22 protein-coding genes are annotated in these 25722 nt (G+C 73.5%); 10 read left to right on the top strand and 12 right to left on the bottom strand.

Annotated features, from left to right (window positions below):
• Positions 1 to 134 precede the first annotated feature (134 nt).
• On the top strand, positions 135 to 1049 hold the full coding sequence (locus tag CLV34_RS10105; RefSeq protein ID WP_100350152.1) for a TIGR01777 family oxidoreductase: 915 nt from the start codon (positions 135 to 137) through the stop codon (positions 1047 to 1049).
• Positions 1050 to 1090: 41 nt separating this feature from the next.
• Here CLV34_RS10105 and CLV34_RS10100 read toward each other — a convergent pair whose 3' ends face one another.
• Entirely contained in the window at positions 1091 to 2785 is a 1695-nt protein-coding gene (locus CLV34_RS10100; RefSeq protein ID WP_100350151.1) for a protein kinase, read from the bottom strand.
• Positions 2786 to 2878: 93 nt separating this feature from the next.
• Between CLV34_RS10100 and lipB the strand changes: the two genes are divergently transcribed.
• From lipB to CLV34_RS10085, 3 genes are all read left to right on the top strand, one after another.
• Positions 2879 to 3562 carry a lipoyl(octanoyl) transferase LipB gene (lipB, locus tag CLV34_RS10095; RefSeq protein WP_100350150.1) on the top strand — a complete coding sequence of 228 codons (684 nt, stop codon included), beginning with the start codon at positions 2879 to 2881 and terminating at the stop codon, positions 3560 to 3562.
• Between the two features lie 62 nt (positions 3563 to 3624).
• Complete coding sequence (gene lipA / locus CLV34_RS10090) at positions 3625 to 4626, top strand: lipoyl synthase (protein WP_100350149.1); 1002 nt, start codon at positions 3625 to 3627, stop codon at positions 4624 to 4626.
• Between the two features lie 20 nt (positions 4627 to 4646).
• Positions 4647 to 5375, top strand: a complete 729-nt coding sequence (locus tag CLV34_RS10085) for a DUF4191 domain-containing protein (RefSeq protein WP_100350148.1) — start codon at positions 4647 to 4649, stop codon at positions 5373 to 5375.
• Positions 5376 to 5454: 79 nt separating this feature from the next.
• Here the strand turns inward: CLV34_RS10085 and CLV34_RS10080 are convergent, their stop codons facing one another.
• Positions 5455 to 5898: an RDD family protein gene (locus CLV34_RS10080; protein ID WP_100350147.1), complete on the bottom strand. Its 444-nt coding sequence runs from the start codon at positions 5896 to 5898 to the stop codon at positions 5455 to 5457.
• 204 nt (positions 5899 to 6102) lie between these two features.
• On the opposite strand from CLV34_RS10080, the gene glnA (CLV34_RS10075) reads away from it, so the two are divergent.
• Positions 6103 to 7527 (top strand): type I glutamate--ammonia ligase, encoded by a 1425-nt coding sequence (gene glnA, locus CLV34_RS10075; RefSeq protein ID WP_100350146.1) that lies wholly within the window; start codon positions 6103 to 6105, stop codon positions 7525 to 7527.
• A gap of 93 nt (positions 7528 to 7620) precedes the next feature.
• On the opposite strand, the gene CLV34_RS10070 is transcribed toward glnA (CLV34_RS10075), so the two are convergent.
• The 3 genes from CLV34_RS10070 to glnA (CLV34_RS10060) form a co-directional block, all read right to left on the bottom strand.
• Complete coding sequence (locus CLV34_RS10070; RefSeq protein ID WP_100350145.1) at positions 7621 to 8484, bottom strand: CPBP family intramembrane glutamic endopeptidase; 864 nt, start codon at positions 8482 to 8484, stop codon at positions 7621 to 7623.
• 120 nt (positions 8485 to 8604) lie between these two features.
• A complete protein-coding gene (locus CLV34_RS10065) occupies positions 8605 to 11769 on the bottom strand; it encodes a bifunctional [glutamine synthetase] adenylyltransferase/[glutamine synthetase]-adenylyl-L-tyrosine phosphorylase (protein ID WP_245859167.1) in 3165 nt (1054 codons plus the stop codon).
• Positions 11770 to 11772: 3 nt separating this feature from the next.
• Entirely contained in the window at positions 11773 to 13110 is a 1338-nt protein-coding gene (gene glnA, locus CLV34_RS10060; protein WP_100350144.1) for a type I glutamate--ammonia ligase, read from the bottom strand.
• A gap of 114 nt (positions 13111 to 13224) precedes the next feature.
• Here glnA (CLV34_RS10060) and CLV34_RS10055 point away from each other — a divergent pair, with 114 nt between their 5' ends.
• Together CLV34_RS10055 and panB are read left to right on the top strand one after the other, a co-directional pair.
• Positions 13225 to 14976 carry an NAD+ synthase gene (locus CLV34_RS10055; RefSeq protein ID WP_100350143.1) on the top strand — a complete coding sequence of 584 codons (1752 nt, stop codon included), beginning with the start codon at positions 13225 to 13227 and terminating at the stop codon, positions 14974 to 14976.
• Positions 14973 to 15800: a 3-methyl-2-oxobutanoate hydroxymethyltransferase gene (panB, locus tag CLV34_RS10050; RefSeq protein WP_100350142.1), complete on the top strand. Its 828-nt coding sequence runs from the start codon at positions 14973 to 14975 to the stop codon at positions 15798 to 15800. The genes CLV34_RS10055 and panB overlap by 4 nt, the downstream gene beginning before the upstream one ends.
• A gap of 2 nt (positions 15801 to 15802) precedes the next feature.
• Here the strand turns inward: panB and CLV34_RS10045 are convergent, their stop codons facing one another.
• Entirely contained in the window at positions 15803 to 15982 is a 180-nt protein-coding gene (locus CLV34_RS10045) for an SPOR domain-containing protein (protein WP_100350141.1), read from the bottom strand.
• Between the two features lie 206 nt (positions 15983 to 16188).
• Between CLV34_RS10045 and map the strand changes: the two genes are divergently transcribed.
• The gene (map, locus tag CLV34_RS10040; protein WP_245859176.1) at positions 16189 to 17007 is read left to right on the top strand and encodes a type I methionyl aminopeptidase; all 819 of its coding nucleotides are present in this window, start codon (positions 16189 to 16191) and stop codon (positions 17005 to 17007) included.
• Positions 17004 to 17765 (top strand): polyphosphate--glucose phosphotransferase, encoded by a 762-nt coding sequence (ppgK, locus tag CLV34_RS10035; protein WP_100350139.1) that lies wholly within the window; start codon positions 17004 to 17006, stop codon positions 17763 to 17765. The genes map and ppgK overlap by 4 nt, the downstream gene beginning before the upstream one ends.
• Before the next feature lie 64 nt (positions 17766 to 17829).
• On the opposite strand, the gene CLV34_RS10030 is transcribed toward ppgK, so the two are convergent.
• Positions 17830 to 18159 carry an STAS domain-containing protein gene (locus CLV34_RS10030; RefSeq protein WP_245859166.1) on the bottom strand — a complete coding sequence of 110 codons (330 nt, stop codon included), beginning with the start codon at positions 18157 to 18159 and terminating at the stop codon, positions 17830 to 17832.
• A 297-nt stretch (positions 18160 to 18456) separates the two neighbouring features.
• Between CLV34_RS10030 and CLV34_RS10025 the strand changes: the two genes are divergently transcribed.
• Positions 18457 to 19254 (top strand): hypothetical protein, encoded by a 798-nt coding sequence (locus CLV34_RS10025; protein ID WP_100350137.1) that lies wholly within the window; start codon positions 18457 to 18459, stop codon positions 19252 to 19254.
• Positions 19255 to 19285: 31 nt separating this feature from the next.
• Here the strand turns inward: CLV34_RS10025 and CLV34_RS10020 are convergent, their stop codons facing one another.
• From CLV34_RS10020 to CLV34_RS10000, 5 genes are all read right to left on the bottom strand, one after another.
• Positions 19286 to 20353, bottom strand: a complete 1068-nt coding sequence (locus CLV34_RS10020; RefSeq protein ID WP_100350295.1) for a hypothetical protein — start codon at positions 20351 to 20353, stop codon at positions 19286 to 19288.
• 33 nt (positions 20354 to 20386) lie between these two features.
• Positions 20387 to 21064: a GNAT family N-acetyltransferase gene (locus CLV34_RS10015; RefSeq protein WP_245859164.1), complete on the bottom strand. Its 678-nt coding sequence runs from the start codon at positions 21062 to 21064 to the stop codon at positions 20387 to 20389.
• 30 nt (positions 21065 to 21094) lie between these two features.
• Positions 21095 to 23179 carry an MMPL family transporter gene (locus CLV34_RS10010; protein ID WP_245859162.1) on the bottom strand — a complete coding sequence of 695 codons (2085 nt, stop codon included), beginning with the start codon at positions 23177 to 23179 and terminating at the stop codon, positions 21095 to 21097.
• A gap of 517 nt (positions 23180 to 23696) precedes the next feature.
• Positions 23697 to 24944, bottom strand: coding sequence for a type II toxin-antitoxin system HipA family toxin (locus tag CLV34_RS10005; protein WP_100350135.1), 1248 nt, complete (start codon positions 24942 to 24944; stop codon positions 23697 to 23699).
• Positions 24931 to 25266 (bottom strand): helix-turn-helix transcriptional regulator, encoded by a 336-nt coding sequence (locus CLV34_RS10000; protein ID WP_100350134.1) that lies wholly within the window; start codon positions 25264 to 25266, stop codon positions 24931 to 24933. Before CLV34_RS10000 ends, CLV34_RS10005 begins: the two co-directional genes overlap by 14 nt.
• Positions 25267 to 25722: the final 456 nt, after the last annotated feature.

Raw genomic sequence — 25722 nt, 5'->3', positions numbered from 1 at the left:
ACGCGCTCCGGGCGGGGCCGTCGCGCGTCGGTCGGGTGCCCCCGTCGGGCGCGGGCCGTCGCGGGGGCAGCCCGTCGCCGCAGGACGTCACCCGCCCGGCGTGCCGCGGGACGCCACGCGCCTAGGCTCGGACGATGGAGATCGTCGTCGCGGGTTCGCACGGGCTGATCGGCGAGGCGCTCGTCGCGCGTCTCACCGGGCGCGGCCACACCGTCCGGCGCCTGGTCCGGCCGGGCGGCCCGCCCGGCCCGGCTGACGCGCCCTGGGACCCGCGCCGCGGCGAGCTCGACCCCGCCGTGCTCGCGACGGCCGACGCCGTCGTGAACCTCGGCGGCGTCGGCGTCGGGGACCGCCGCTGGACGGACGCCTACCGGCGCGAGATCCGCCTGTCGCGCACCCTCGGGACGTTGCTGCTCGCTCGCACCCTCGCCGACCTCGCCGCGCGCGCCGGGACCGGCGGTCGCCCACGCGTGCTCCTGCAGGCGTCGGCGTCGGGCTGGTACGGCGAGCGCGGGGACGAGCCGCTGCCCGAGTCGGCACCGCGCGGCGACGGGTTCCTCGCCGACGTCGTCGCGGACTGGGAGGCGTCGGCGTCGCCGGCCGCCGACGCGGGCGTGCGCGTGGTGCTGCTGCGGACCGCGATCGTGCTGTCCCGCTCGGGCGGCGCGCTGGGACGCCTCCTGCCGATAGTGCGTGCCGGCGTCGGCGGTCCGCTCGGCACCGGCCGGCAGTACTGGTCGTGGGTGTCGCTCCCGGACCACGTCGCGGCGTGCGAGCACCTGCTCGTCACCGACTCGGTCGCCGGGCCCGTCAACCTGACGTCGCCCGAGCCCGTCCGCAACGCCGACCTCGTCCGGGCGCTCGCCTCCGCCCTGCACCGGCCCGCCGTGCTGCGTGTGCCCGAGGTCGCGCTGCGTGTCGGTCTGGGCGGCTTCGCGTCAGAGCTGGTCGCCTCCCGGCGCCAGGTGCCCGCCGTGCTGCACGCCAGCGGCTTCCGGTGGGAGCACCCGGCCGTCGTCGACGCCGCCGAGTGGGTCGCCGCCCGCTGACCACCCCTCGGGCCGCGTGCCGCGGGCGGCCCCAGGACGGGTCAACCGACGTCCTGCACGCGCCACCCGTCGTCGGTCCAGACGAGGTCGAGGCGATCGGTCCGGAGCGCCGTCCCGGGGACGCGGACCGTGGAGCCGTCGGCCGCGCGCAGCACGCCGGCGCCCAGCGTGTAGGTGACGTCGACGGTGGCGACGGTCCCCGCGCCGGCACGGCCGGTCGCGCGGACGACCCGCGACGCCCGGACGTCCGCCACGGGGACGGTCACGAACGTCCCCTGGCCCGCCACGCGGTGCGTGAGGGCGTCGTCGGCGGCGCGCGCGGGGCTGTCCGCAGCGGTCACGTCCGCGGCGGTCACGCGTCCGGCGACGACCCCCGGACGCGCCCGGGTGAGCGCGGCGGCCGCTCCGGCCGGGTCGCCGCGCTCCGTGGTCGGGCCGAGGTCCGGGACGCCGGCGGCGCGCGGGTCCGGCGCCGGCACGGCGGACGCCGTGGGCCGGGGCGACCCGTCCACCGCGGACGCTGAGGCCCGCTCGCGACCGGCCGCCTCCGACGCGCCCCGCGGTCCGACCACCAGGTACGCCGCCACGAGTCCGCCGACCACCACCGCCGCCGCGCAGCCGAGCACGACCGGCCCGGTCCGTCGGCGCGGAGCGGACGCCCGGTGCGACGACGAGCCCGGGCGGCCGCCCGCGCGCCGTGCGGCCCCCCCACCCGTGGGGTGCCGCTGCGGTCCTTGCGGGCGGAGCGGTGCACCGGGTCGTCCGGCAGCGCGCTCGGGCGCGACAGCCAGCTGGAGGGGCACCCCGCGCACGATGGTGTCGTCGAGCGGGCCGACGTCGCCCCCGGACTCGGGCGCCGTGCCGGCGACCACCGACCGCACCCCGTCGGCGGCCTGCGGTCGACGCACCTCGCCCGTCACGGGGCGCCCGGCCCCGGGGCGCGACGCACGCCGACGCGGTCGGTCGGTCGCCATGGCCCGCGCGAGCGCCGCCGCGGCCGCCGCACCCGGGTCGACGACCCGGATCGGCTCGGCCGGGCACGCCTCGGCGGCGAGCGCCGCGAACGTCCCCGCCTCGGTGGGCGGCCGCGCGGGCGGCGGCGAGAGGACCTCTCCGAGCACCGTCGCGACGGCCGCGGACTCCTCGCCACCGACGGTGGCCGGGTCGGCGCCCGTCTCGGGCCGCTCGTCGAGCGCAGCGCGGGCCATCGCGGCGAGCGCACGGACGTCGTCGTGCCGGACGAGGTGCGGCGGGGCGGGCGGGACGCGCGGGACGAGGTGCGCGCGCCCGTCGTCGTCGACCACGACGTCGTGCGCGTCGAGCGGGCCGTGGACGAGCCCCGCACCGTGCAGCACGACGAGCGCCTGCGCAACCGGGACGACGAGCGTGACGACCTCGCGCGGGGTGAGCGCGCCGCGACGGGCCAGGACGTCGGCGAGGGGCGTGCCGTAGGCGCCGCGCTGCACCACGGCGATCTCGTCGCCGGCCTCGACGACCGTCGAGACCACGCCGAGGTGGGCGTGGTCGAGTCCGCGCAGCAGGCGGACCCGCTCGTCGAACGCCCCGTCGTCGGGGAGGGCGGAGCGCCGCCAGAAGGTCACGGTGCACGGCTCGCCGTCGGTGGTCGCCGTCCACCGGCCCGCGCTGCCGCGGGACGCTCCGGTGCACCCGGCGGCGGCGAGGACGTCCCGGACGGCGGTGCCGGGCAGGTCGACGTGGGCCGGGTGAGCGGTCATGCCCCCATCCCATCGTGCGGGGACGCCCGCACGACGGTTATCCACAGGACGGACCACGACAGACCTGCACGCTGCGGGCGTTAGCCTGTCCGGATGAGGTTCGTCCCGGTCGGGCTCGGCGCCACCCACTCCCCGTACCAGCCGATGTGGGAGCTCCAGCGCGCGGTGCACGGCGAGGTCGCCGACGGCACGCGCGACGACACGGTGCTGCTCGTCGAGCACGAGCCGGTCTACACGGCCGGCCGCCGCACGCACCTCGCGGAGCGCCCCCAGGACGGCACGCCGGTCGTCGACATCGACCGGGGCGGCAAGGTGACGTGGCACGGGCCGGGGCAGCTGGTCGCGTACCCGATCGTGCGGCTGCGTGCGCCGATCGACGTCGTGGCGTACGTGCGCACGCTCGAGCAGGCCGTCATGGACGTCTGCGAGGGGCTGGGCCTGCACCCGGTCCGCGTGGACGGCCTGACGGGCGTGTGGCTGCCCGCCGACGACCGCGCGGGCGAGCGCAAGATCTGCTCGATCGGGGTGCGGGTGGCGCGCGGCGTCACGATGCACGGCCTCGCGCTGAACTGCGACCCGGACCTCGGCCAGTTCGGCCGGATCGTGCCCTGCGGCATCCCGGACGCCGACATGACGTCCCTGAGCCGCGAGCTCGGCCGCGACGTCACGGTCCTCGAGACGGCACCGCTGCTCGAGGCGGCGCTGCGGGACCGGCTGGCCGACGTGGTCGTCTCGCGGGACGGCGCACCGGACGAAGTGCCGGCAGCCCTGCCGTAGTGTGGCCGTGAACCCCTCCGAGCCTTTCCCCCGGACCACTCCGACACCCCTGGAGAGCACGCGTGACCATCGCCCCTGAAGGCCGCCGGATGCTGCGTATCGAGGCCCGCAACGCCGAGACGCCGATCGAGAAGAAGCCGTCCTGGATCAAGACGCGCGCGACCATGGGGCCGGAGTACACGGAGCTCAAGGGGCTCGTGCGGTCCGAGGGCCTGCACACGGTGTGCGAGGAGGCGGGCTGCCCGAACATCTTCGAGTGCTGGGAGGACCGCGAGGCGACGTTCCTCATCGGTGGCGACCAGTGCACGCGCCGCTGCGACTTCTGCCAGATCGACACGGGCAAGCCGGCCGACTTCGACGCCGACGAGCCGCGCCGCGTCGCGGAGTCGGTCCAGGCGATGGGGCTGCGCTACTCGACGATCACGGGTGTCGCGCGCGACGACCTCGCGGACGGCGGCGCGTGGCTCTACGCCGAGACGGTCCGCCAGATCCACGCGCTGAACCCGGGCACGGGCGTCGAGCTCCTCATCCCCGACTTCAACGCGGTGCCCGAGCTCCTCGACGAGGTGTACGGCTCGCGCCCGGAGGTGCTGGCCCACAACCTGGAGACGGTGCCGCGCATCTTCAAGCAGATCCGTCCGGGGTTCCGGTACGACCGCTCGCTGTCGGTGCTGACGCGGGCGCGCGAGGCGGGCCTGGTCACCAAGTCGAACCTCATCCTGGGGATGGGCGAGACGATCGACGAGGCGAAGTCGGCGCTCCAGGACCTCCACGACGCCGGGTGCGACCTCGTGACGATCACGCAGTACCTGCGCCCGTCGGTGCGCCACCACCCCATCGAGAGGTGGGTGCGGCCCGAGGAGTTCGTCGAGCTCTCCCAGGAGGCCGAGCGCATCGGGTTCCTCGGCGTGATGTCGGGACCGCTCGTGCGGTCGTCGTACCGTGCCGGGCGCCTGTGGGGCCAGGCGATGACGCGGCGCGGCGAGCAGATCCCCGCGGCCCTGGCGCACCTCGCGGAGCCGACCACGTCGCGCCAGGAGGCCTCGGCGCTGCTCGCCCGCTGACCCGACTAGACTCGGGGACCATGGCCCGCAACAAGTCCACCGACGGCGCGTCCGACGCCGCACCGAAGGTCAAGAAGCAGCGCTGGTACCACCAGGTGTGGCAGGCGTACCAGATGACCCGCCGCACCGACCCGTCCGTGACGTGGTGGATGCTGCTGATGCTGGCCGGCGGCCTCGTCGTCGGTCTGCTGCTCGGCCTGCTCCTGGGCGGGCACTGGATCTTCGGCCTGATCATGGGCCTGCCGCTCGGCCTGCTGGCCGCGATGTACACCCTCACGCGCCGCGCAGAGTCCGCCGCCTACAAGCAGATCGAGGGGCAGCCGGGCGCGGCCCGTGCGGCCCTCGGCAGCGTGCGCCGTGGCGGCTGGTCCTTCGCGGACGAGCCCGTCGCGTTCGACGCCCGCACCCAGGACATGGTGTTCCGCGGGGTGGGACGTCCCGGCGTCCTGCTGGTGTCGGAGGGCACGACGGGCCGCAGCACGCGCCTGCTCGACGCCGAGAAGAAGCGCACCGCCCGCGTCCTGCCCGGTGTGCCGATCGTCACGCTCGAGGTCGGCAGCGCGGCCGGTCAGGTGCCGCTGCGCAAGGTCGTCTCGACCGTGCAGAAGATGCGCCCCCAGATGACCAAGGCCGAGGTCGCCGAGGTGTCCAAGCGCCTGCGTGCCCTGGGCGGCGCCAAGCTCCCGATCCCGAAGGGCATCGACCCGATGCGCGCCCGCCCGGACCGCAAGGGCATGCGCGGTCGCTGACCGCTCTCCCCCTCACCCCACGCGTCGCACCGCCGTCGTCGGGGCAACCGCCTGCTCGACCAGCAGCGGCCCCTGGACGTCAGCGGCGGACGATCGCGGTGCCTGAGATCCGGTCGTGCAGCCCCCGCCCGTCGGCGTCCCACACGATCGCGGGGATCACCAGGCACAGCAGCAGGGCGCGGTACAGGCCGCGCAGCGGTCCGGGCGGACCGTCGGGGACGCCCGGCAGCATCCGGCGGACGCGCAGGCCGAGGAGCAGGTGACCGAGCGTGAACCCGGCCGTCCCGACGAGCAGCACGTTCTCGGCGAGGAAGACGAGCAGCGTGGCGGTCGGGTTCCCGTGGAAGAAGGCGACGCTCACGACGAGGCAGCACGCCCAGTCGACGCAGAGCGCACCGATCCGGCGCCCGATGCGGGCCATCGAACCGGGACCGTCGGCGGGCAGCCCGAGGCGTGCGCCCCGGCTCGTCGTCCCGACCGGCGTTCCCTCGAGCCAGGAACCCATCTCCTCACGTGACACCACCCGTCCAGGGTACGGGAGCGTCCGCGGGCGCCGGTGCCCGCGGACCGGACGCTCCACAGACACCGGGGCCGTGTCGCAGTAACGTCACACAGGGCGGCGAGCCGTAACACTCCGGAAACGTCAGCATCACCACGGGGTAACGGCCCCGCCCTAAGTTCGAGGCGCCTCGTCTTCCGGGGCCACACCGATCAAGGAGTTCATCGCATGTTCAAGAGCGCGGAAGAGGCCATCGCCTTCACGCGGAACGAGGGCGTCGAGTTCGTCGACGTGCGATTCTGCGACCTGCCCGGCGTCCAGCAGCACTTCAACATCCCGATCTCGGAGTTCGAGGACGCTGCGTTCACCGACGGCATGATGTTCGACGGTTCGTCGATCCGTGGCTTCCAGGCCATCCACGAGTCCGACATGAAGCTCATCCCCGACGTCGAGACCGCCTTCGTGGACCCGTTCCGCAAGCACAAGACGCTCGTCGTGAACTTCTCGATCGTCGACCCGTTCACCGACGAGGCGTACTCGCGCGACCCGCGCAACATCGCCGCGAAGGCCGAGGCGTACCTCCGGTCGACCGGCATCGCGGACACGGCGTTCTTCGCCCCCGAGGCCGAGTTCTACATCTTCGACGACGTGCGGTTCGAGACGACCCAGCACTCGTCGTTCTACTCCCTCGACTCGCAGGAGGCCGCGTGGAACACCGGCCGCCAGGAGGAGGGCGGCAACCTCGGCTACAAGACCCGCTACAAGGGTGGCTACTTCCCCGTCTCGCCGTCCGACCAGATGGCGGACCTGCGTGACGACATGGTCTCGATGCTCGCGGAGGTCGGCCTCAAGGTCGAGCGCGCGCACCACGAGGTCGGCACCGCCGGCCAGCAGGAGATCAACTACCGCTTCAACACGCTGCAGCACGCGGCCGACGACCTGATGAAGTTCAAGTACGTCATCAAGAACGTCGCGTGGGAGGCCGGCAAGACGGTCACCTTCATGCCGAAGCCGCTCTTCGGCGACAACGGCTCGGGCATGCACTCGCACCAGTCCCTCTGGAAGGACGGCGTGCCGCTGTTCTTCGACGAGAAGGGCTACGGCGGCCTGTCCGACCTGGCGCGCTGGTACATCGGCGGCCTGCTCAAGCACGCGCCGTCGCTGCTCGCGTTCACGAACCCGTCCGTGAACTCGTACAAGCGTCTGGTCCCGGGCTACGAGGCGCCGGTCAACCTGGTCTACTCGGCCCGCAACCGTTCCGCGTGCATCCGCATCCCGGTGACCGGTTCGAACCCGAAGGCCAAGCGCATCGAGTTCCGCGTGCCGGACCCGTCGGCCAACCCGTACCTGGCGTTCGCGGCCCAGCTGCTCGCCGGTCTCGACGGCATCCAGAACCGCATCGAGCCGCCGGAGCCGGTCGACAAGGACCTGTACGAGCTGCCCCCCGAGGAGCACGCGCAGATCCAGCAGGTGCCTGCGTCGCTGGACGAGGTGCTCGACTGCCTCGAGGCCGACCACGAGTTCCTCCTCAAGGGCGACGTGTTCACCCCGGACCTCATCGAGACCTGGATCGCGTACAAGCGCGCCAACGAGATCGACCCGCTGCGTCTGCGTCCGCACCCGCACGAGTTCTCGCTCTACTACGACGTCTGATCGGTACGGCGTAGGCAGAGCGTCGACGGCGTCCTCTCCCCGGCTGCGGCCGGGCGGGAGGGCGCCGTCGGCGTCTTCACCCCCGGACCGGCGTCACCCGGCCCCGAGGACGACGGCGAGCACCATCCCGAGGATCACGACGCTCTGGGCGCTGTGCACGGCGATCCCGACGAGCGCGCTGCGCCAGCGCTGCGACGGCCACGCCAGCACGAACGCGTCGAGCAGGGCCGCGGGGATCGCCCAGGGCATGTGCAGGTGGTAGAGCGCGAACATGACGCCGTTGCCGAGCCATGCGCGTCGCCCGAAGACTCCGGCGGAGCGCGGCAGCAGGTAGCCGCGAAACAGCAGCTCCTCCCCCACGACGGTGTTGGCCACCAGCATCAGGGCGATGAGCGCGAACCAGCCCCACGAGCCGTCGAGCAGCGAGCGCCCGGCGTCCGACCCGAGGAACGTGCCGAGGTCGTGGTCGGCCGGGAACGGCAGTGAGGGGAGCGCCGACTCGAGCGCGAAGGCGACGACGAAGGGCGCGACGACCCACCAGGCCCGTCCTCCGCGCCGGCCCGTCCGGGGCGAGCGTGGCGCACGCAGCCACAGGGCGTCACAGAGCACGCCCCACCGCCACGTGCGCTGTTCGCGCACCACGAGGGCGAGCGTCAGCAGCGCCTGCCACACGAGCCCGGCCGTGAGGGTCACGATGAGCGCGCCCGGGAGCCCGGCGGACCAGCCGGACCGGTCCGCGAGCCACGGCGCAACGACCCACGCGGCGAACGCCATCGGGAGCGCGGCCGCGGCCCACACGGCCATCAGCCCCGGCCAGGCGAGCTGGTGCGGGGGCCGGCCCGCCGGTGGGTCGGCCTGCGGGACGACGCCGGCGCCGGGGTCACCGGTGATGTCGCCGAAGGGGGCGCCGTGCGGGCTCGGCACGGGCAGGAGCTCAGGTGCGCCACGAGGTCTCATACCGCCGACGCTAGGGACCCGTCGACCGGCGCGGGAGGGTGACCGGCACGTAACAAGGGACGGCCCAGGGTCGGGTTCACCCTCGGTCCGGGAGCGCTCAGGGTGTTCCCCGACGGCCGCTCAGTCGGCGGCGTAGAACACCCGCTCGACGACCGCCCGGCAGCGCCGGGCGGCGCGCAGGTAGTGGTCCTCGAGGTCGCTCCCGGTGCCGTCGAGCCGCATCGCCTGCGCCACGCCGTTGAGGGCGACGCGGTCGTGCGGCAGGACGTCGACGCCCTGGCCCGTCGGCTGCCCCGACCACAGGGCGTTCGCCGCCCGGACCCGCGACGCGAGGACCCACGCCTCGATGAGCACGTCCGCGTCCTCACGGTCGAGCAGGTCCGCCTCGACGGCCGCGCGCAGCGCCGGGATCGTCTGCGTGGTCCGCAGGGCGGGGATGTCGCCGGCGTGCTGGAGCTGCAGGAGCTGCGCGGTCCACTCGACGTCGGAGATCCCGCCACGCCCGAGCTTGAGGTGCCGTGAGGGGTCGACGCCGCGCGGGAGGCGCTCGGCCTCCACGCGGGCCTTGACGCGCCGCACCTCACGCTCGGCGGCGCCGTCCACGCCGCCCGGCACGTACCGGACGCCGTCGATCAGCTCGACGAAGCGCTGCGCCAGGGCGGGGTCGCCCGCGACGGGACGCGCCCGGAGCAACGCCTGCGCCTCCCACACCGCGGACCAGCGGCCGTAATACTCGGCGTACGACGCGAGCGAGCGCACGAGGGGCCCGTTGCGCCCTTCGGGCCGCAGGTCGGCGTCCACGAGGAGGCGCGGCTCGGGGCCGAGCTCGGAGCAGACGGTCCGCAGGCGGGTCGCGACGGCGAGCGCGAAGGCCTTCGCCGCGGCGTCCTCGGCCCCGGGGACCGGCTCGTAGACGAACAGGACGTCGGCGTCCGACCCGTAGCCCATCTCCTGCCCGCCGAGGCGGCCCATCCCGACGACGAGCAGACGTGCCGGGGCGGCGGCGGGCGCGGTGTCGAGGCCCGCGTCCGCCGCGGCGGTGAACGCCGCGATGCGCAGCGCGCCGACGAGCACGACGTCGGCGGCGGCGGAGACCGCTGCCTGCGCCTGCCGTGACTCGCACGTGCCGAGGAGCTCCGCGGCGCCGGTACGCGACAGCTCGCGGCGCCGGACGGCACGCAGCGCGGTCGCGGCCGGCTGGCTCTCGTCGGCGCGCGTCAGGATGGCGTCGACCTCACCGGCGAGGCGCGCCGCGTCGCGCGGGACGAGCTCGGCGTCGTCGTCGAGCCAGGTGACCGACTCGGGCGACCGCGCGAGGGCGTCGGCCAGGTACTGCGAGTTGGACAGCAGGGTCGCGAGCCGGCGTGCCGCGTACCCGGAGTCACGCAGCAGCTTGAGGTACCAGGGGCTCGTGCCGAGCACCTCGGAGAGCTTGCGGAACGCCAGGAGCCCGCGGTCCGGGTCGGCGCCCTCGGCGAACCAGCCGAGCATGACGGGTAGGAGCTGGCGCTGGATCGACGCCCGGCGGCTGACACCCTCGGTGAGCGCCTGGATGTGCCGCATCGCGCCGGCCGGGTCGCGGTACCCGATCGCGGCGAGGCGGGCACGGGCCGCCTCGGGTGCGAGGCTGGCCTCCTCCTGGGAGAGCTGCGCGGTCGCGGGCAGCAGCGGACGGTAGAACAGCTCCTCGTGGAGCGTGCGCACCTCGCGCCGGGTGCTGCGCCAGCGCTCCATGAGCCCGTCCGGGCCGTCGGGGCGCAGGTGGAGGGTGCGCGCGAGCCGCCGGACGTCGGCCTCGAGCGTCGGCATGAGGTGGGTCCGGCGCAGCCGGTAGAGCTGGACGCGGTGCTCGACGGCCCGCAGGAACCGGTAGCAGACGGCGAGCTGCGCGGCGTGCGCGCGCCCGACGTACCCGCGGGCGGACAACGCGGCGAGCGCGGTGAGGGTGTTGGGGCTGCGGATCTCCTCGTCGGCGCGGCCGTGCACGAGCTGCAGGAGCTGCACGGTGAACTCGACGTCCCGCAGGCCGCCCTTGCCCAGCTTGATCTGCCGGTCGGCCTCGGCGCTGGGCACGTGCGCCTCGACGCGCCGGCGCATCGCCTGCGCGTCCTCGACGAAGTGCTCGCGCTGCACGGCGTTCCAGACGAGCGGGTTGACGGCCTCGTCGTAGGCGCGGCCGAGCGCGGCGTCGCCTGCCACGGGGCGCGCCTTGAGGAGCGCCTGGAACTCCCACGTCTTGGCCCACCGCTCGTAGTACGCCAGGTGGCTCGCGAGCGTCCGCACGAGCGGGCCCTGCTTGCCCTCGGGCCGCAGGGCGGCGTCGACGGCCCACAGCGGCGGCTCTCCCGACGGGGCGCCGCAGACCGTCGTCAGCCCGCTCGCGAGGCGGGTCCCGGTGCTGGTCGCGTAGTCCTCGTCGTACCCGTCGGCGGGCTCGACCACGTAGACCACGTCGACGTCGGACACGTAGTTGAGCTCGCGGCCGCCCGTCTTGCCCATGCCGATCACCGCGAGGCGGACGCCCGTCCCGTGGTCCGGGAGGTCCGCTCTGGCCACGGCGAGCGCGGCCTCGAGCGCGGCGCCCGCGAGGTCGGCCAGCGCCGCGGCGACGCCGGGCAGGCGCGAGAGCGGGTCGGGGAAGCGCAGGTCGGTCGCGGCGATCCGCAGGAGCCGGGCGCGGTAGGCGCGGCGCAGCGCGTCGGTGCCCTCGTGCCCGCCGGCCGCCGCGACCGGGACCGCGGCGTCGGGGTCGGCGCCGACGGCGCGCAGCAGCTCGTCGTACACGTCGGCGACGGGCACCCCGACGACCCCGGTGGGGTCGGCGAGCGACCGGACGAGCCGCGGACGCCGGACGAGCTCGTCCCCGAGCGCGGTCGACGCGCCGAGGACGGCGAGCAGCCGGCCGCGTGCCGCCGCGACCTCGGACGCAGGGTCGACGTCGTCCGCGGCGCGGCCGGCCATGGTGCGTCGGGGGGCGTGCGCCGCAGCCCTGGTCGGGGGCGCGGCCACGCCGGTGCCCGCGAGGAGGCGGCCCAGCTCCTCGCCGGCCTCCGTCCCGCGTGCGGCGGCGCAGAGCCGGACGAGCCCGAGGAGCGCCAGGTCCGGGTCGGCGGTCCCGCCGAGCTCGGCGACGAGCACGGCGTCGACGTCGATCTCGCCGGCGAGCGCGACCAGGTCACGGTCGCCGAGAAACGTCTGGGCGCGGCTCGCGTCGCCGAAGCCGAGCCGCGTGAGCCGACCGACGAGCGTCGGGCGGCGCGAGCTGTCCTGCACCGGTCCGGTCACGGGCTACAGCAGCGGGAGGAACCGCTCGAGCTCGTACGGGGTCACCTGCGCCCGGTACGCCTCCCACTCCTCGCGCTTGTTGCGCAGGACGTAGTCGAAGACGTGCTCCCCGAGGGTCTCGGCGACGAGCTCGGAGCGCTCCATGATCGCGATCGCCTCGGCGAGGTCGGCAGGCAGCGGCGTGATGCCGAGCGCGCGGCGCTCGGTGTTGGTCAGCTCCCAGACGTCGTCCGCGGTCTCGTCGGGCAGCTCGTAGCCCTCCTCGACCCCCTTGAGACCGGCGGCGAGCAGGACGGCGAACGCGAGGTACGGGTTCACCGCCGAGTCGATGCCGCGGTACTCGATGCGGCTCGAGTTCCCCTTGCCCGGCTTGTACATCGGGACGCGGACGAGCGCGGAGCGGTTGTTGTGGCCCCACGACACGAAGCTGGGCGCCTCGGCACCGCCCCACAGGCGCTTGTACGAGTTGACGTACTGGTTGGTCACGGCCGTGATCTCGGCGGCGTGGTGCAGCAGGCCGGCGATGAACTGCCGCGCGACCTTCGACAGCTCGTACTGCGACGACGGCTCGTGGAAGGCGTTGCGGTCGCCCTCGAAGAGCGACATGTGGGTGTGCATGCCGGAGCCGGGCTGGTCGGCCATCGGCTTGGGCATGAAGGACGCGTAGACGCCCTGCTCGAGCGCGACCTCCTTGACGACCGTGCGGAACGTCATGAGGTTGTCGGCGGTCGTCAGCGCGTCGGCGTACCGCAGGTCGATCTCGTTCTGCCCGGGGCCGGCCTCGTGGTGGGAGAACTCGACCGAGATGCCCATGGACTCGAGCATGGTGATCGCGGCTCGGCGGAAGTCGTGCGTCGACCCGCGCGGCACGTGGTCGAAGTAGCCGCCGCGGTCGACGGGGACGAGCGGTCCGGTGTCGGACTCCGGCGGGTTGAACAGGTAGAACTCGACCTCGGGGTGCGTGTAGAACGTGAACCCCTTGTCGGACGCCCGCGCGAGGGCGCGCTTGAGGACGTTGCGCGAGTCCGCGAGCGAGGGCTCGCCGTCGGGCGTGAGGATGTCGCAGAACATGCGGGCGGTGCCCTGCTGCTCGCCGCGCCAGGGCAGCACCTGGAAGGTGGTCGGGTCGGGCTTGGCGATCATGTCGGCCTCGTAGACCCGCGTGAAGCCCTCGATGGCGCTCCCGTCGAACCCGATGCCTTCCGCGAAGGCCGACTCGAGCTCCGCGGGCGCGATCGCCACGGACTTGAGCATGCCCAGCACGTCGGTGAACCACAGCCGGATGAACCGGATGTCGCGCTCCTCGACGGTGCGCAGCACGAACTCCTGTTGCCTGTCCATGCGCCCATCCTGCCCGACGTCGGGCCCTGCTGCGTACAGCGCGCCGCGGCGTCCCGGATCGGGGACCCAGGACGACCGGCGCGGGGTGTCCGCAGGACCACCTACGCTGGTCGTATGCCCTCGATGCGACTCGCGCTCGCCCAGATCGACACGTGCGTCGGTGACGTCGACGGGAACGCGGCGGCGGTGCGCGACTGGGTCCGTCGCGCGGCCGACGCGGGAGCGGACCTCGTCGCGTTCCCCGAGATGACGCTCACCGGGTACCCGATCGAGGACCTGGCGCTGCGGGCGTCCTTCCGCCGCGCCGCGGCGGCCGCCGCGACGGACCTCGCCGCACACCTCGCCGCCGACGGCCTCGGTCACGTCACCGTGGTGGTCGGTACCGTCGGCGAGCGCCCGTCGCGCGAGCGCCGCGTGGCGGCCCTGGGATCGCCCGGGCGCCCGACGAACCGGGCGGTCGTGCTGCGGGGCGGCGTGGTGGTCGCCGTCTACGACAAGCACCACCTGCCGAACTACGGCGTCTTCGACGAGTTCCGCATCTTCACGCCGGGCGACGAGCCCTGCGTCGTCGAGGTCGCGGGCCGCCGGGTCGGCCTGGTGATCTGCGAGGACATCTGGCAGGACGGCGGACCGGTCGCGGAGCTCGCGGACGCCGGCCTCGACCTCCTGCTCGCGGTCAACGGCTCGCCGTTCGAGGAGGGCAAGGGCCACCAGCGCACCGAGCTCGCCGCCCGCCGCGCGCGCGAGGTGGGCGCACCCCTCGCGTACGTCAACCAGGTGGGCGGCCAGGACGACCTGGTGTTCGACGGGGGCTCGTTCGTCGTGTCGACGGCCGGCGAGGTCCTGGCGAGCGCACCCCAGCTCGTGGAGCACCTGCTCGTGTGGGACGTGCCCCTGCGGGGCGAGGAGCCCGTGCGCGGCGAGCGCGCCGCGCCTCTCGACCCCGACGAGGAGGTCTACCGCGCGTGCGTGACGGGCCTGGCGGGCTACGTCCGCAAGAACCGGTTCCGGTCCGTCGTGCTCGGGCTCTCCGGGGGGATCGACTCGGCCCTCACCGCCGCGATCGCGGCGGACGCGGTCGGCGGCGAGAACGTCGTCGGCGTGTCCATGCCGTCGCAGTGGTCGAGCGAGCACTCGCGCGACGACGCGGCCGACCTCGCGCGGCGGCTGGGCGCGGACTACCGCGTCCAGCCGATCGCGCCGATGGTCGAGGCGTTCGAGGGCGCGATGACGGTCGAGGGCGTCGCCGCCGAGAACCTGCAGGCGCGCGTGCGCGGCGTGATCCTCATGGCGATCTCCAACATGGAGGGCCACCTCGTCATCGCACCCGGCAACAAGTCGGAGCTCGCGACGGGGTACGCGACGATCTACGACGCGGGCAGCATCGGCGGCTTCGCGCCGCTGAAGGACGTCGACAAGTCGCAGGTGTGGCGGCTCGCCCGGTGGCGCAACAACCACGCGCTCGATGCGGGCGAGATCCCCCCGATCCCCGAGTCGTCGATCACCAAGCCGCCGTCGGCGGAGCTGCGCCCCGGTCAGCTCGACCAGGACTCGCTGCCGCCGTACCACCTGCTCGACGAGGTGCTCGACGCGTACATCGAGCACGCCGAGGGACGCGCCGAGCTGCTCGCCCGCGGCTTCGACCCCGACGTGGTCGACAAGGTCGTGACCCTCGTGGACCGCGCCGAGTGGAAGCGGCGCCAGTACCCGCTCGGCACCAAGGTCACCGCGCTGGCGTTCGGGCGCGACCGCCGCCTGCCGGTGACGTCCCGCTGGCGCGAGCCCGTCGACGACCCCGGCCCGATCGAGCCGCCCGTCGTCCCCGACCCCACGGACACCGCCACCCCTGAAGGAGCGAACCGATGAGCCAGACCCCCGACGCCCCGGCCCGCAAGCCGTTCCGGGTGCATCACCTCGCCGCCGCGAAGGACGCGGGCCGCCCGCTGACCATGCTCACGGCGTACGACGCCCCGACCGCGCGGATCTTCGACGACGCCGGCGTCGACATGCTCCTGGTGGGCGACTCGATGGGCGACAACATGCTCGCGCACGCCAACACCATCCCCGTGACGGTCGACGAGATGATCCCCGCCGTGCGCGCCGTCTCGCGGGCCGCACGGCACGCGCTCGTCGTCGCCGACCTGCCCTTCGGCTCGTACGAGGACAGCCCCCAGCACGCGTTCGCGACCGCCGTGCGCATGCTCAAGGAGGGCGGGGCGCACGCCGTGAAGCTCGAGGGCGGACGCCGGGTCGCCGCGCACGTCAAGCTCCTCACCGACTCCGGCATCCCCGTGATCGGGCACCTGGGCTTCACCCCGCAGTCCGAGAACATCTTCGGGGGCAAGCGCGTCCAGGGCCGCGGCGACGAGGCCGCCGAGGCCCTGTGCGAGGACGCGCTCGCGCTCGCCGAGGCCGGCGCCAGCGCGGTCGTGCTCGAGATGGTCCCGGCACCCGTCGCCGCGCGCGCTACCGAGATCCTGGCGATCCCGACCATCGGCATCGGGGCCGGGGCCGAGGTCGACGGGCAGGTGCTCGTGTGGCTCGACATGGCCGGCATGGGCGACTGGTCGCCGCGCTTCGCGAAGCAGTTCGGCCAGGTCGGTGCAGCGTTGCGTGCCGCCGCCGCGTCCTACGTGGACGAGGTGCGCTCGGGCGCGTTCCCGCAGGCCGAGCACAGCTACGAGTCCTGAGGTCAGTCGTCCTCGGCGTCCTGCTTCTCCCAGGCGCTGTTGCGTGACTGCGCCTTCTCGAGGGCGCGGGCGGCCTCCTCGCGGGTCGGGTAGGGGCCCATCCGGTGCGTCCACGCGGTCGGCTTTCCCTGCTCGACCTCGCCCGTCTCGGTGTTGAAGTAGTACTCGGCGTCGGTGCTCATGGGGTCATCGTGCCCCGTCGGGCGGCTCGAGGCACGGCACGGCACGCTGCGCCCCTCGGGGCGTTCGTAGACTCGTGACCGTGCCTGCCCTTCCTGCCTCTCCTCCCTCGTCGACCCCTGCCGTCCCGTCCGCGCCCCCGGCGTCACCGGACGCGCGCGCGACCACCGACCCCGTCACGCCCGGTCGCGTCGGCCCGGAGCGGTCCGTGCCCACCGGGATCGCGCGCCCCGAGTACGTCGGGCGACCCGGACCCGCGCCCTTCACGGGATCGGAGATCAAGGACGCCGCGACGATCGAGCGCATCCGCCGGGCGAGCCGCATCGCCGCACAGGCACTCGAAGAGGTGGGCCGCCACGTGCGGCCCGGTGTCACCACGGACGAGCTCGACGCGATCGGCCACGCCTTCGTCGTCGAGCACGACGCCTACCCGTCGACGCTGGGGTACCGCGGCTTCCCGAAGTCGCTCTGCACGTCGCTCAACGAGGTGATCTGCCACGGCATCCCCGACAGCACGGCCCTCGTCGCGGGCGACATCGTGAACGTCGACATCACGGCGTACGTCGACGGCGTCCACGGCGACAACAACGCGACGTTCCTCGTCGGCGGGCCAGAGGCCGTCGACGAGGCGTCCGTCCTGCTCGTGGAGCGCACCCGCGAGGCGCTCGCGCGCGGCATCAAGGCGGTCGCCCCCGGACGCGAGATCAACGTGATCGGGCGCGTCATCGAGAAGTACGCCGCCCGCTTCGGCTACGGCGTCGTGCGCGACTTCACGGGCCACGGGGTCGGGGAGTCCTTCCACTCGGGACTCGTCGTGCCGCACTACGACGCCGCCCCGAGATACGACACACTGATGGAACCCGGCATGGTGTTCACCATCGAGCCGATGCTGACGCTGGGCTCGTACGAGTGGCGACAGTGGGACGACGGGTGGACGGTTGTCACCGCGGACGGCTCGCGCACCGCGCAGTTCGAGCACACCCTCGTCGTCACCGACACCGAAGCGGAGATCCTGACACTGCCATGACCCACCACGACGCACCCCGTATCGCCATCGGAATCGACGTCGGAGGATCCGGGATCAAGGGCGCCCCGGTCGACCTGGACACCGGCGAGTTCGCCGCGGACCGCGTGCGCATCCCGACGCCCGAGCACTCCACGCCCGAGGCGGTCGCCGACGTGATCCACGAGATCGTGGACTCGTTCGACCTGCCCGACGCCCCGGTCGGCGTCGCCTTCCCCGGCCCGATCAAGAACGGCGTCGTCCGGTTCATCGCCAACCTCGACGAGTCCTGGACGGGCGTCAACCTGCCCGACCTCATGCACTCGGTCACAGGACGGCACGTCGTCGCCGTCAACGACGCGGACGCTGCGGGCGTGGCCGAGCTGCGGTACGGGGCGGCGCGCAACACCGACGGCGTCGTCCTGGTCGCCACGTTGGGCACGGGCATCGGGACGGTGATCTTCGTCGACGGGCGCATGCTGCCGAACACCGAGCTGGGGCACCTCGAGATCGACGGGCACGACGCCGAGACGCGCGCGTCGACGGCGGCCCGTGAGCGTGAGGACCTCGACTACCCGCAGTGGGCCGAGCGGCTGCAGCGGTACTTCTCGGTCGTCGAGGACCTGCTGTCACCGGACCTCGTGGTGGTCGGTGGCGGCGTGTCGAAGCACTGGGACAAGTTCCTCCCGCTGCTGCACCTGCGGGCGCCGATCGTCCCCGCGTCGCTGCGCAACCGCGCCGGGATCGTCGGGGCCGCCGCGCTCGCGGGCGACGCCCACTGACCACGGACGAGGGGCTCCCCCGCCACAGATCGTGTCGGGAGAGCCCCTCGTGCGTCGTCGACGCTCAGGCGTCGAAGAACATCCCGTGCACCCCGAGCATCTCGAGCACCTCGACGACGACCTGAGGCGGGTTGCGCAGGCTGACCTGGAGACCCTCCTCGTGGCCGATCGTCACGAACTGCACGAGGAACGCGATGCCGGTCGAGTCGGCGAAGGTGACGCGCGAGGCGTCGATGATGACGGGCAGCTCGCGCTCGAGCGCGTTGGCCAGTGCTGCACCGGCGTCGCCGCGCAGCGCGACGTCGATCTCGCCCTCGAGCTCGACGACGCTGTGACCGGCCTCCTCGACCAGTCGGATGGCTCCCGTCGCGAGGATCTCGCTCGTCCCGACCACGTGTGCTCCCTGCGTTGTGGATCTTCGATGCCGAGCGCCGTTGCGCGACATGCCCCATGAAGGTGGTACGAGGCTAGCCGAACAAGGCAACGATGTGTAGTACTCGATATGCATTCTTGACCTCAGAGCGAAAGTCCGAGGTCAGAGATTACGAAGGCATCCTCACAAACCGCGAAAGAGTCATCTTCCGGCGACGTTCGTGCGCGATGGACAGGTCTGGCGCCGCGAGCCCCGGAGCGCTAGGTTGCGGCCACGGTCGACGACGACCGCCGCCTACGCAGCAGGAGGAACGTCTCGATGGAGCACCGCGTCGGCCGCACCGTCCGACGGTCCCTCGCGTCCGCACAACGTCTCGCGGAGGTCGTCCGGCCGGGTGACTGGGTGGGGAGAGCCGTCGACGCCCTCCCGGTCCCGCAGGTCCCGGTGGTGGAACCGTGGCACGTCTCGATGGCCGGCATCGCGGAACGCCAGGTGCTCGTGCCCGGCGCGGTCGCGCGGAGGCTGCACGCGTTCGACCGGTTCGGCGCCGTCGAGATCGGTCCCGACACGGTCGGCTTCGACGGCGAGGTCCTGGACTGGTCGCGGGTGACGCGGGTCCGCACGCAGGTCGGCTGGGTCACGGCGTCCGCGACCGCGCTCGACCGCTCCCTCGACGCCGCCGCCACGACGCTCCCCCGCGTGCCGGGACGGCGCTGGCTGCTCGAACGGATCGGAGAGGTCGGCGTCAGCCTGTTCGCCGCGGCCGCGTCCCAGGACGTGGACGACCTGCTCGCCGCCGCACGCATCGTCAGCGACGACCCCGCCGCGCTGGACACGCTGCTGCGCGCCCGCCGCGTCGTGGCCGCGATCGAGTACCGCGGCACGCGCGGTGCGCGAACCCTCGTCGCGAGCCCGAGCGCGGCGCTGCTCCAGCTCTCCCTGCCGACCGCGACGACCGCGATCCTCGACACGGCCGGGCGCCACGGCGTCCCCGTCCTGCACGAGCCACTCGACGAGCACCAGGCCGGCGTCCTCCTCGCGCGGGGGCTGCGGTGGCGGGCCGCCGCAGAGTCGGTGTGGGCGGCGTCGGGCGACGAAGGCTCTACCTCCCCGTGACGCGCAGAGCCCTGACGCATGCCCGGACGTGTCAGGCCAGCGCCGCCGCGACGTCCGCGTGGAGCTGCAGGAGCGGCACGGTGCGCTCGGCCGGGCCGCGCCCGAAGCCGCACTCCGTCGCGATCCCGAAGCCGGAGACGGCGGTGCGCGCTGCCTCGGCACGCCGCAGCGCGCCGTCCAGCCCGTCCTCGTGGTGCACGAGACCGAGGAACACGGTCGCCCCCGCGGGGAGCTGCGCGTCCGCGAGCGGGGCGAAGTAGGCGGCGTCGTCCCGCTCGATCGGGACGGGCAGGTGCACCCAGTCGACTCGGCGTCCCACAGCCGTCGCGAGGCCCGTCACGACGTCCGCGAGGTGGCGCGCGTCGGTCGGCTGCACGAAGTGGTGCTCCTCGACGTCTCCGTAGCACAGGTGCCACCCGACCTGGACGTCGCCCGGGACGGCCGCGGCGTACCGGGCCGCGCGCTCGACCACGCCGGCGAGGACGTCGTCGTGCGTCTCGCCCCACCACGGGAGCATGCGCCGACCGCGCATCTCGACGCCCTCGAGGTACGCGAACTCGAGCGCGGTGTCCCACTGGACGGCCAGGTCGTCGTGCGGCACGGCGTCGAGGATCGCGTCGAGCTCGGCCAGAACCGCCCGCTCGTACACGGGTTCCATGGCGGCGCGCGACCCGTCGGCGAAGAAGCTGCCGATCACCCCCGCGGGGGTCGGCAACGACACCTGGAACCGCGTGCCGGGCGCGATCACGCCCGAGTCGCGCAGCCGCGCGAACGTGCGGTACGACTCCGTCGCGGCGGCCGCGTAGCCCAGGGGCGGGAGCACGATCGACGACGCGTCGACCCCGTCCGCGAGCGCGACGGGACGGTTGTCGAACAGGTCGCGCAGCAGCGGCCCGGGCGGTCCGACGCGGACGAGACCGTCGGTCGCGTCGAAGCGCGACTTCTGGAACTGGATCCAGTAGAAGCGCTCACCGACCTCACCGTCCGGGATGCGGGGAGCCGAAGCGCCGAGGGTCTCGGCGACGACACGGAACACGGACTCGGCGTCGGGCTGCGAGACGCTGCCGACCAGATGCGTGGGAACGGGCACGTCCCCCATCATCGCGCGGCGGTGTCGGGGGTGCCGCATCCGTCAGGGGGCGGTGAAGCCCTCGAAGGTCACCGCGCGCCGGACGACGAACCCGAGCGTCCGGTACAGCCCGACCGCGGGGTTGTCCGCGGTCGCGTGGAGCACGGCGACGTCGCCGCGCGCCTCGACACCGGCGACCACCGCGCGCACGAGCCGCCCCGCGAGACCCTGTCCCCGGACGGCGGGGTCGGTGCACACGGCGCTCACCTCGGTGAACCCCGGCGGGCGCAACCGCTCCCCCGCGAGCGCCACGAGTGCACCCTCGCGGCGGATCCCCAGGTAGCGGCCGACCTCGATGGTGCGCGGCAGGAACGGGCCGGGGCGCGTCCGGGAGACGAGGTCGAGGATGTCGGGGACGTCGTCCGGGCCGAGCACGAGGGCCTCGTCGTCGGGCTGGGCGTCCACCGTGGCCGCGACCATCTGGACCCCGTCGAGCCGTGCCACGGACGTCCAGCCGTCCGGCGCGCGGCGCGGGTCGCCCGCGAGCCACGCCTGAGCACCTGCACCCACGAGGGACCCCAGGTCGTCCCAGTCCGCGGCGGTCGCGTCGAGCGGGAGGGCGGTGAACGGCGCGACGTCGGCCGGGAACGCGAGGGCGCGGCCCTGCCGCCGCGCGAGGTGGGAGTGGAAGCCCTCGAGCGAGGACAGGACGGGGTTGTCGAGCACGGAGTCGTCAGGCACGAGATCCATTGTCGACGGCCGGCGCACCGGTCACGTGCGGGCGAGGTGACGCGGCCACCAGAACCGGTCACCCAGCAGGAAGGCGACGGCCGGGACGAGCAGCGTCCGGACGACGAGCGTGTCGAGCAGCACGCCGACGCAGACGATGGTGCCAAGCTGGGCGAGCACGACGAGGGGCAGCACGCCGAGGACGGCGAACACCGCGGCGAGGAGGATCCCGGCGCTGGTGATGACGCCGCCCGTGGCGCCGAGGGCGCGGAGCATGCCCTCGCGGGTGCCGTGCGCGAGGGCCTCCTCGCGAGCACGGGTGACCAGGAAGATGCTGTAGTCGACGCCGAGCGCGACGAGGAACAGGAACGCCATGAGCGGCGTGCCGGAGTCGAGCGCGCTGAAGCCGAGCGGCCCGGTGAACAGCCACCACGACAGCCCCATGGCGGCGCCGTAGGACGCGACGACGGCGAGGACGAGCACGACGGGGGCCACGAGCGCCCGGAGCAGCAGGATCAGGGCTACGAGGACGAGGCACAGGATGAGCGGCATGAGCAGGGCGCGGTCGCGTGCGGCACCGGCGGCCTCGTCGATCGCCTCGGCCTCCGACCCGCCGACGTGGGTGTCGTCGTAGGGGGCCACCGCGTCGCGGATCCCCTCGACGGCGTCCTTGGCCTCCTGCGAGCCGGAGCCGCCGTCGAGCACGACCTGGAGCTCGGTGATGCCGCCGTCCTGGGCGGACTGCTGGACGGACGACACCCCGTCGACGCCCTCGACCGCCGCCGTGACGGCGTCGGGGTCCGTGGACCGGGTGAGCACGAGCGTCGGGTCGGAGTAGCCCGCCGGGAACGACTCGGCGAGGCGGTCGGCGGCCGTGATGGCCTCGGGGGTGCGGAGGAACTGGTCGGAGGTGTCGAGCCCCAGCTCGATCTTGAACAGACCCGTCGCGCACAGGGCGAGGACGGCGAGCACCGCGGCCGCCACCGCCGCGGGGCGCGCCGCGACCCGGTCGCCCACGCGCCGCCAGACAGACGGCTGGGCGTCACCCGCTGCGGCGCCCGCGTGGGGCACACGCGGCCAGAACAGCCAGCGTCCGAACAGGCTGAGCAGCGCCGGAAGGACGACGAGGCCGAAGAACGCGGCGGTCACGATGCCCACGGCGGCAGCGACGCCCAGCCCCCGCGTCGTCGGGACCAACGACAGCACCAGGGTGAGGACGCCCACGACCACGGTGGCCGCGCTGCACAGCACCGGCTCGGCGGTCCGCCGCAGCGCGGAGGCGAGCGCGTCCCGGCGGTCCTCGACGTGGTGGAGCTCGTCGCGGTAGCGCGAGATGAGCAGCAGGGCGTAGTTCGTGCCGGCACCGAACACGAGGACCGACAGGATGCCGATGGTCGACTCGTCCCACGCGATCGGGACCCCCCCGTCGCTCAGCGCGCTCAGCACCCGCGTCGCCAGCACCGAGGCGAGCCGGTCCGCGACGCCCACCACGAGCAGAGGAACGATCCACAGCACCGGGCTGCGGTACGTCACGATGAGCAGCAGCGCGACGACGAGCGACGTGACCGCGAGGAGCGTGATGTCGGCGCCGTCGAACACCGCGGCCAGGTCGGCCTCGATGCCCGCCGGTCCCGTGACCTGCGCGGTCACGCCGTCCGGCGTCTTCTCGGCGAGCGTGTCGCGCAGCTTCTGCACCGCGTCGGCGTTGGCCGTGGAGCTGGTCGACTCGATCGGGACGACCTCGATCGCCGCGGTGCCGTCCTCGCTGACGATGGGCTTGCCGACACCGACGGACGGCAGCGTGCTCGCGTCCAGGCGACCCGCGTCGGCGGTGAACAGGACGATCGCGGTCTTGCCGCCCTCGTCCGGGAGCTCGTCGGCCATCTGCGCGGCCAGGGTGCTGTCGAGCCCGCGCGGCAGGTCGTCCGTGACCATGCGGTCGCGCTGGCCCTCGCCCACGAGGGCGAGCAGCGCCCCGGCGATGAGGATCGGCAGGAGGGCGAAGACCCAGCCCGTGCGGCGACCGACGATCAGGCGGACGACGCCGCCCGCACGTGTTTCCTCTGGCCCTCGCCTTGCCGTGGCGGGGGTGGTCGTACGGTCGTCTTCGTGGTGTCGCGTGGGCACCGGGCGTCTCCTCAGCGATCGTCGTCGTCCGCGGGCAGCGGGGTCTCATCGTAGGGATCCGCGGGCCCCCACGCCGTGCACCCGCGCTCCACACCCGTCGCCATGCCTCCCCACTGCCGGCGGGGCGACGGCCCGGGCAAGCCCGTCGCGGCCTTCGACGAACGAGCTGCGGCCGCTTCTCCGGCAGCGTGCCAAGGAGGGGGAGTCAGTCACCACGTGGTGAATGGGCCCAGGTGGAGGTCGTGCTGGAGTGCTGCGTCCAGCGTCGCCCCCGACTCACCACCGCTCGTGAGCGGAACAGGGGCGCGGTCTTCGAAACGGTCACGGGGCCGCACGACGAAACGATCGCCGTTACGCAAGGAGCTCACCGGGACGAGTCGATGCCGTCGTCACTCGCGACGTCGACCGGGGCAGCGACGTTCCGAGCCCCACCAGATGGATGGCGGCTCGGCGACGTTTGGACGAACGGGTCGACGCGAAGGGCTCCCGGGGGCTCGGACCGAGCGAACACCCGCGCCTATGCGTCGTAGAAGACCGACGGGTTCAGGATCTGTCGGTGCCACAACGCGAGTCGGTCCGCGTCGGTCAGCAGGGCCTCCTCGGCCGCGTCGTCCCACTGCTCGTGGATCGTCGAGACCACCCGGTCGACGATCTCCTTGGCCTGCCCGCGCGTGAGCAGGTACTCCGCAGCCGCGTTCACGCACACGGAGAACCGCGAGTCGCGCTCCCCGCCGCGTCCGATCGCCATCGCCTGCGCCGTCTCACCACCCGAACGCACCTGCGGGCACACGTCGTACGCCGGGGTCAGGGTCAGCATGTCCCCGTCCCAGAACGCGGCGTGGTTGCGGGCGTGGTCGTCGGTGTTGCCGACAGCGACGTTGAACACGATCCGCGTGAACAGCTCACGCAGGGTGGCGCCCGGGTCGGTGAACCGGGCCCGGATCAGGTCCGCCAGGTCGACGTAGGTCGCGTACCGGGCGACCATCTCGTGCAGCCCGAGCATCGTCAGGGCGGAGACCATCATCCGCCGGGTAGCGCCCGGGCCGCGGTCGAACCGGTCCACCAGCAGCACGTCCCGGTTCAGCACCGAGATCACCTCGGTGGCGGCCACGTTGAGGCCGACGCGGCGTGCCAGGTTCATCGCCACGCCTTCGGCGCGCACCACCGGGTAGGTGTCGGTGGTGGAGGAGAACTTCGCCACGAGCTTGCGGTCGCCGTCGTCGAGCAGGGCCTTGGGGCGTGCCCCGCCGATCGACGTGCCCCGCAGCAGCGCCTCCGCGAGGGCGGGCGTCAGCGGGCGTCCTTCCTCCAGGTCGTCGGCAGCGGTCAGCAGCTGGCCCAGGTCTGCCCGGGTGGCTGCGGTCCGCGGCACGTACTGCGTGGCGGAAGCCTGGAAGTCCAGGGCCCCGATGCGGTCGGACCCGGACTCGGCGAAGTACACGAGGCGGTCCAGGTCGCCGGTGTCCGAGGTCTTGTCGAGGCGGCCCTGGTGGCGCGCGAGGATGATGCGTTGCCCCCACGAGGCCGGTCCGGCGTCGTCGAGGCACCCGGCGATGTCCAGGTTGTTGACGGGGTCGATGGGCCCCCGCACCAGGGGGAGCTCCGGGGCGTAGAGCGCGACGGCGCCCGGGCGTCCCAGGTAGGAGCGCCCGTACTGGAAGCGGAAGCGCGTACCGCTGCGGAAGACGCGGCCCGTGACGACGGGTTCGGCGGCGCCGGGCAGCCACGCCCAGACGAACAGCTCGTCGAGCTCAGAAGTCGTCACGGTCGTCTCCTGCCCGTTCGCGCACCCGGGCGGGCAGCAGGGCGAGCTGATCTGCGGCCCGTGCGCGTGCGCCGGCCAGCGACGCCAGGTCGGAGTCGGGGACGAACAGGGGGACGCCGACCAGGGTCGCGACCTCGAAAGCGGTGCCGATCGCCACGCCAGGCTGACCGTGCTCCACGCGGCGCAGCGTGACCGTGGTGATGCCGGCGCGCTCGGCAAGGTCCGCCGCCGTCCACCGGCGCTCGCGCCGCGCGGCCGCGATCTGCGTGCCCAGGAGGCGCAGTGCCTCTCGAGTGGCGGGCGAGTACGTTCGGGGTGGCATGGCATCCTCCTCAGGTCACGATACAAACGATTCTATCAATTGAGCGCTTAAACACCACTATTATTTCTACGCCGCGTTGGCCCTGCCGTGCTGTGAGGCATGCAACGGCCCGCCCGACGGAACCGACCGACGGGCACACTGGTGCCATGGCCGCAGCCCGCTCTTCCGCGTTCACCTCACCGGTGGGCACTCCTGGGACTCCGCGCGCAGGTCCGAGCAGCGGATCCTCAACGGCCACGACATCCCGCCGCGCGACACGCAGCGCGACGGGCACATCCTCGTGACTGCGCGGCTCGTCTGGGAACGTGCCATCAGCCCCCGGATCACCTCGGCGATCGGGTAGCCCTGCCCGACGTATGCCGTGAACTCGATCGTGCTATCCCGGGGTGTAGATCGAGATCTTCTCGGTCAGGCTGGACTTCTTCACCTTCACCGAGGACACCCGCGACATCGGGA

The organism is Luteimicrobium subarcticum (assembly GCF_002798015.1).
Taxonomy (GTDB): domain Bacteria; phylum Actinomycetota; class Actinomycetes; order Actinomycetales; family Cellulomonadaceae; genus Luteimicrobium; species Luteimicrobium subarcticum.
The sequence above is the reverse complement of the archived record's forward strand: the minus strand, read 5'-3'. Positions and strand labels throughout refer to the sequence as shown.

What these genes read in the sequence shown, in the direction of transcription:
- CLV34_RS10100 (WP_100350151.1), bottom strand. Translation starts at nt 2,785, where the DNA reads ATGACCGCTCACCCGGCCCACGTCGACCTGCCCGGCACCGCCGTCCGG.
- ppgK (WP_100350139.1), top strand. Translation starts at nt 17,004, where the DNA reads ATGACCCACCACGACGCACCCCGTATCGCCATCGGAATCGACGTCGGA.
- CLV34_RS10025 (WP_100350137.1), top strand. Translation starts at nt 18,457, where the DNA reads ATGGAGCACCGCGTCGGCCGCACCGTCCGACGGTCCCTCGCGTCCGCA.
- glnA (WP_100350146.1), top strand. Translation starts at nt 6,103, where the DNA reads ATGTTCAAGAGCGCGGAAGAGGCCATCGCCTTCACGCGGAACGAGGGC.
- CLV34_RS10000 (WP_100350134.1), bottom strand. Translation starts at nt 25,266, where the DNA reads ATGCCACCCCGAACGTACTCGCCCGCCACTCGAGAGGCACTGCGCCTC.
- CLV34_RS10045 (WP_100350141.1), bottom strand. Translation starts at nt 15,982, where the DNA reads ATGAGCACCGACGCCGAGTACTACTTCAACACCGAGACGGGCGAGGTC.
- CLV34_RS10105 (WP_100350152.1), top strand. Translation starts at nt 135, where the DNA reads ATGGAGATCGTCGTCGCGGGTTCGCACGGGCTGATCGGCGAGGCGCTC.
- CLV34_RS10070 (WP_100350145.1), bottom strand. Translation starts at nt 8,484, where the DNA reads ATGAGACCTCGTGGCGCACCTGAGCTCCTGCCCGTGCCGAGCCCGCAC.
- CLV34_RS10020 (WP_100350295.1), bottom strand. Translation starts at nt 20,353, where the DNA reads ATGGGGGACGTGCCCGTTCCCACGCATCTGGTCGGCAGCGTCTCGCAG.
- CLV34_RS10085 (WP_100350148.1), top strand. Translation starts at nt 4,647, where the DNA reads ATGGCCCGCAACAAGTCCACCGACGGCGCGTCCGACGCCGCACCGAAG.
- panB (WP_100350142.1), top strand. Translation starts at nt 14,973, where the DNA reads ATGAGCCAGACCCCCGACGCCCCGGCCCGCAAGCCGTTCCGGGTGCAT.
- CLV34_RS10055 (WP_100350143.1), top strand. Translation starts at nt 13,225, where the DNA reads ATGCCCTCGATGCGACTCGCGCTCGCCCAGATCGACACGTGCGTCGGT.
- glnA (WP_100350144.1), bottom strand. Translation starts at nt 13,110, where the DNA reads ATGGACAGGCAACAGGAGTTCGTGCTGCGCACCGTCGAGGAGCGCGAC.
- lipB (WP_100350150.1), top strand. Translation starts at nt 2,879, where the DNA reads ATGAGGTTCGTCCCGGTCGGGCTCGGCGCCACCCACTCCCCGTACCAG.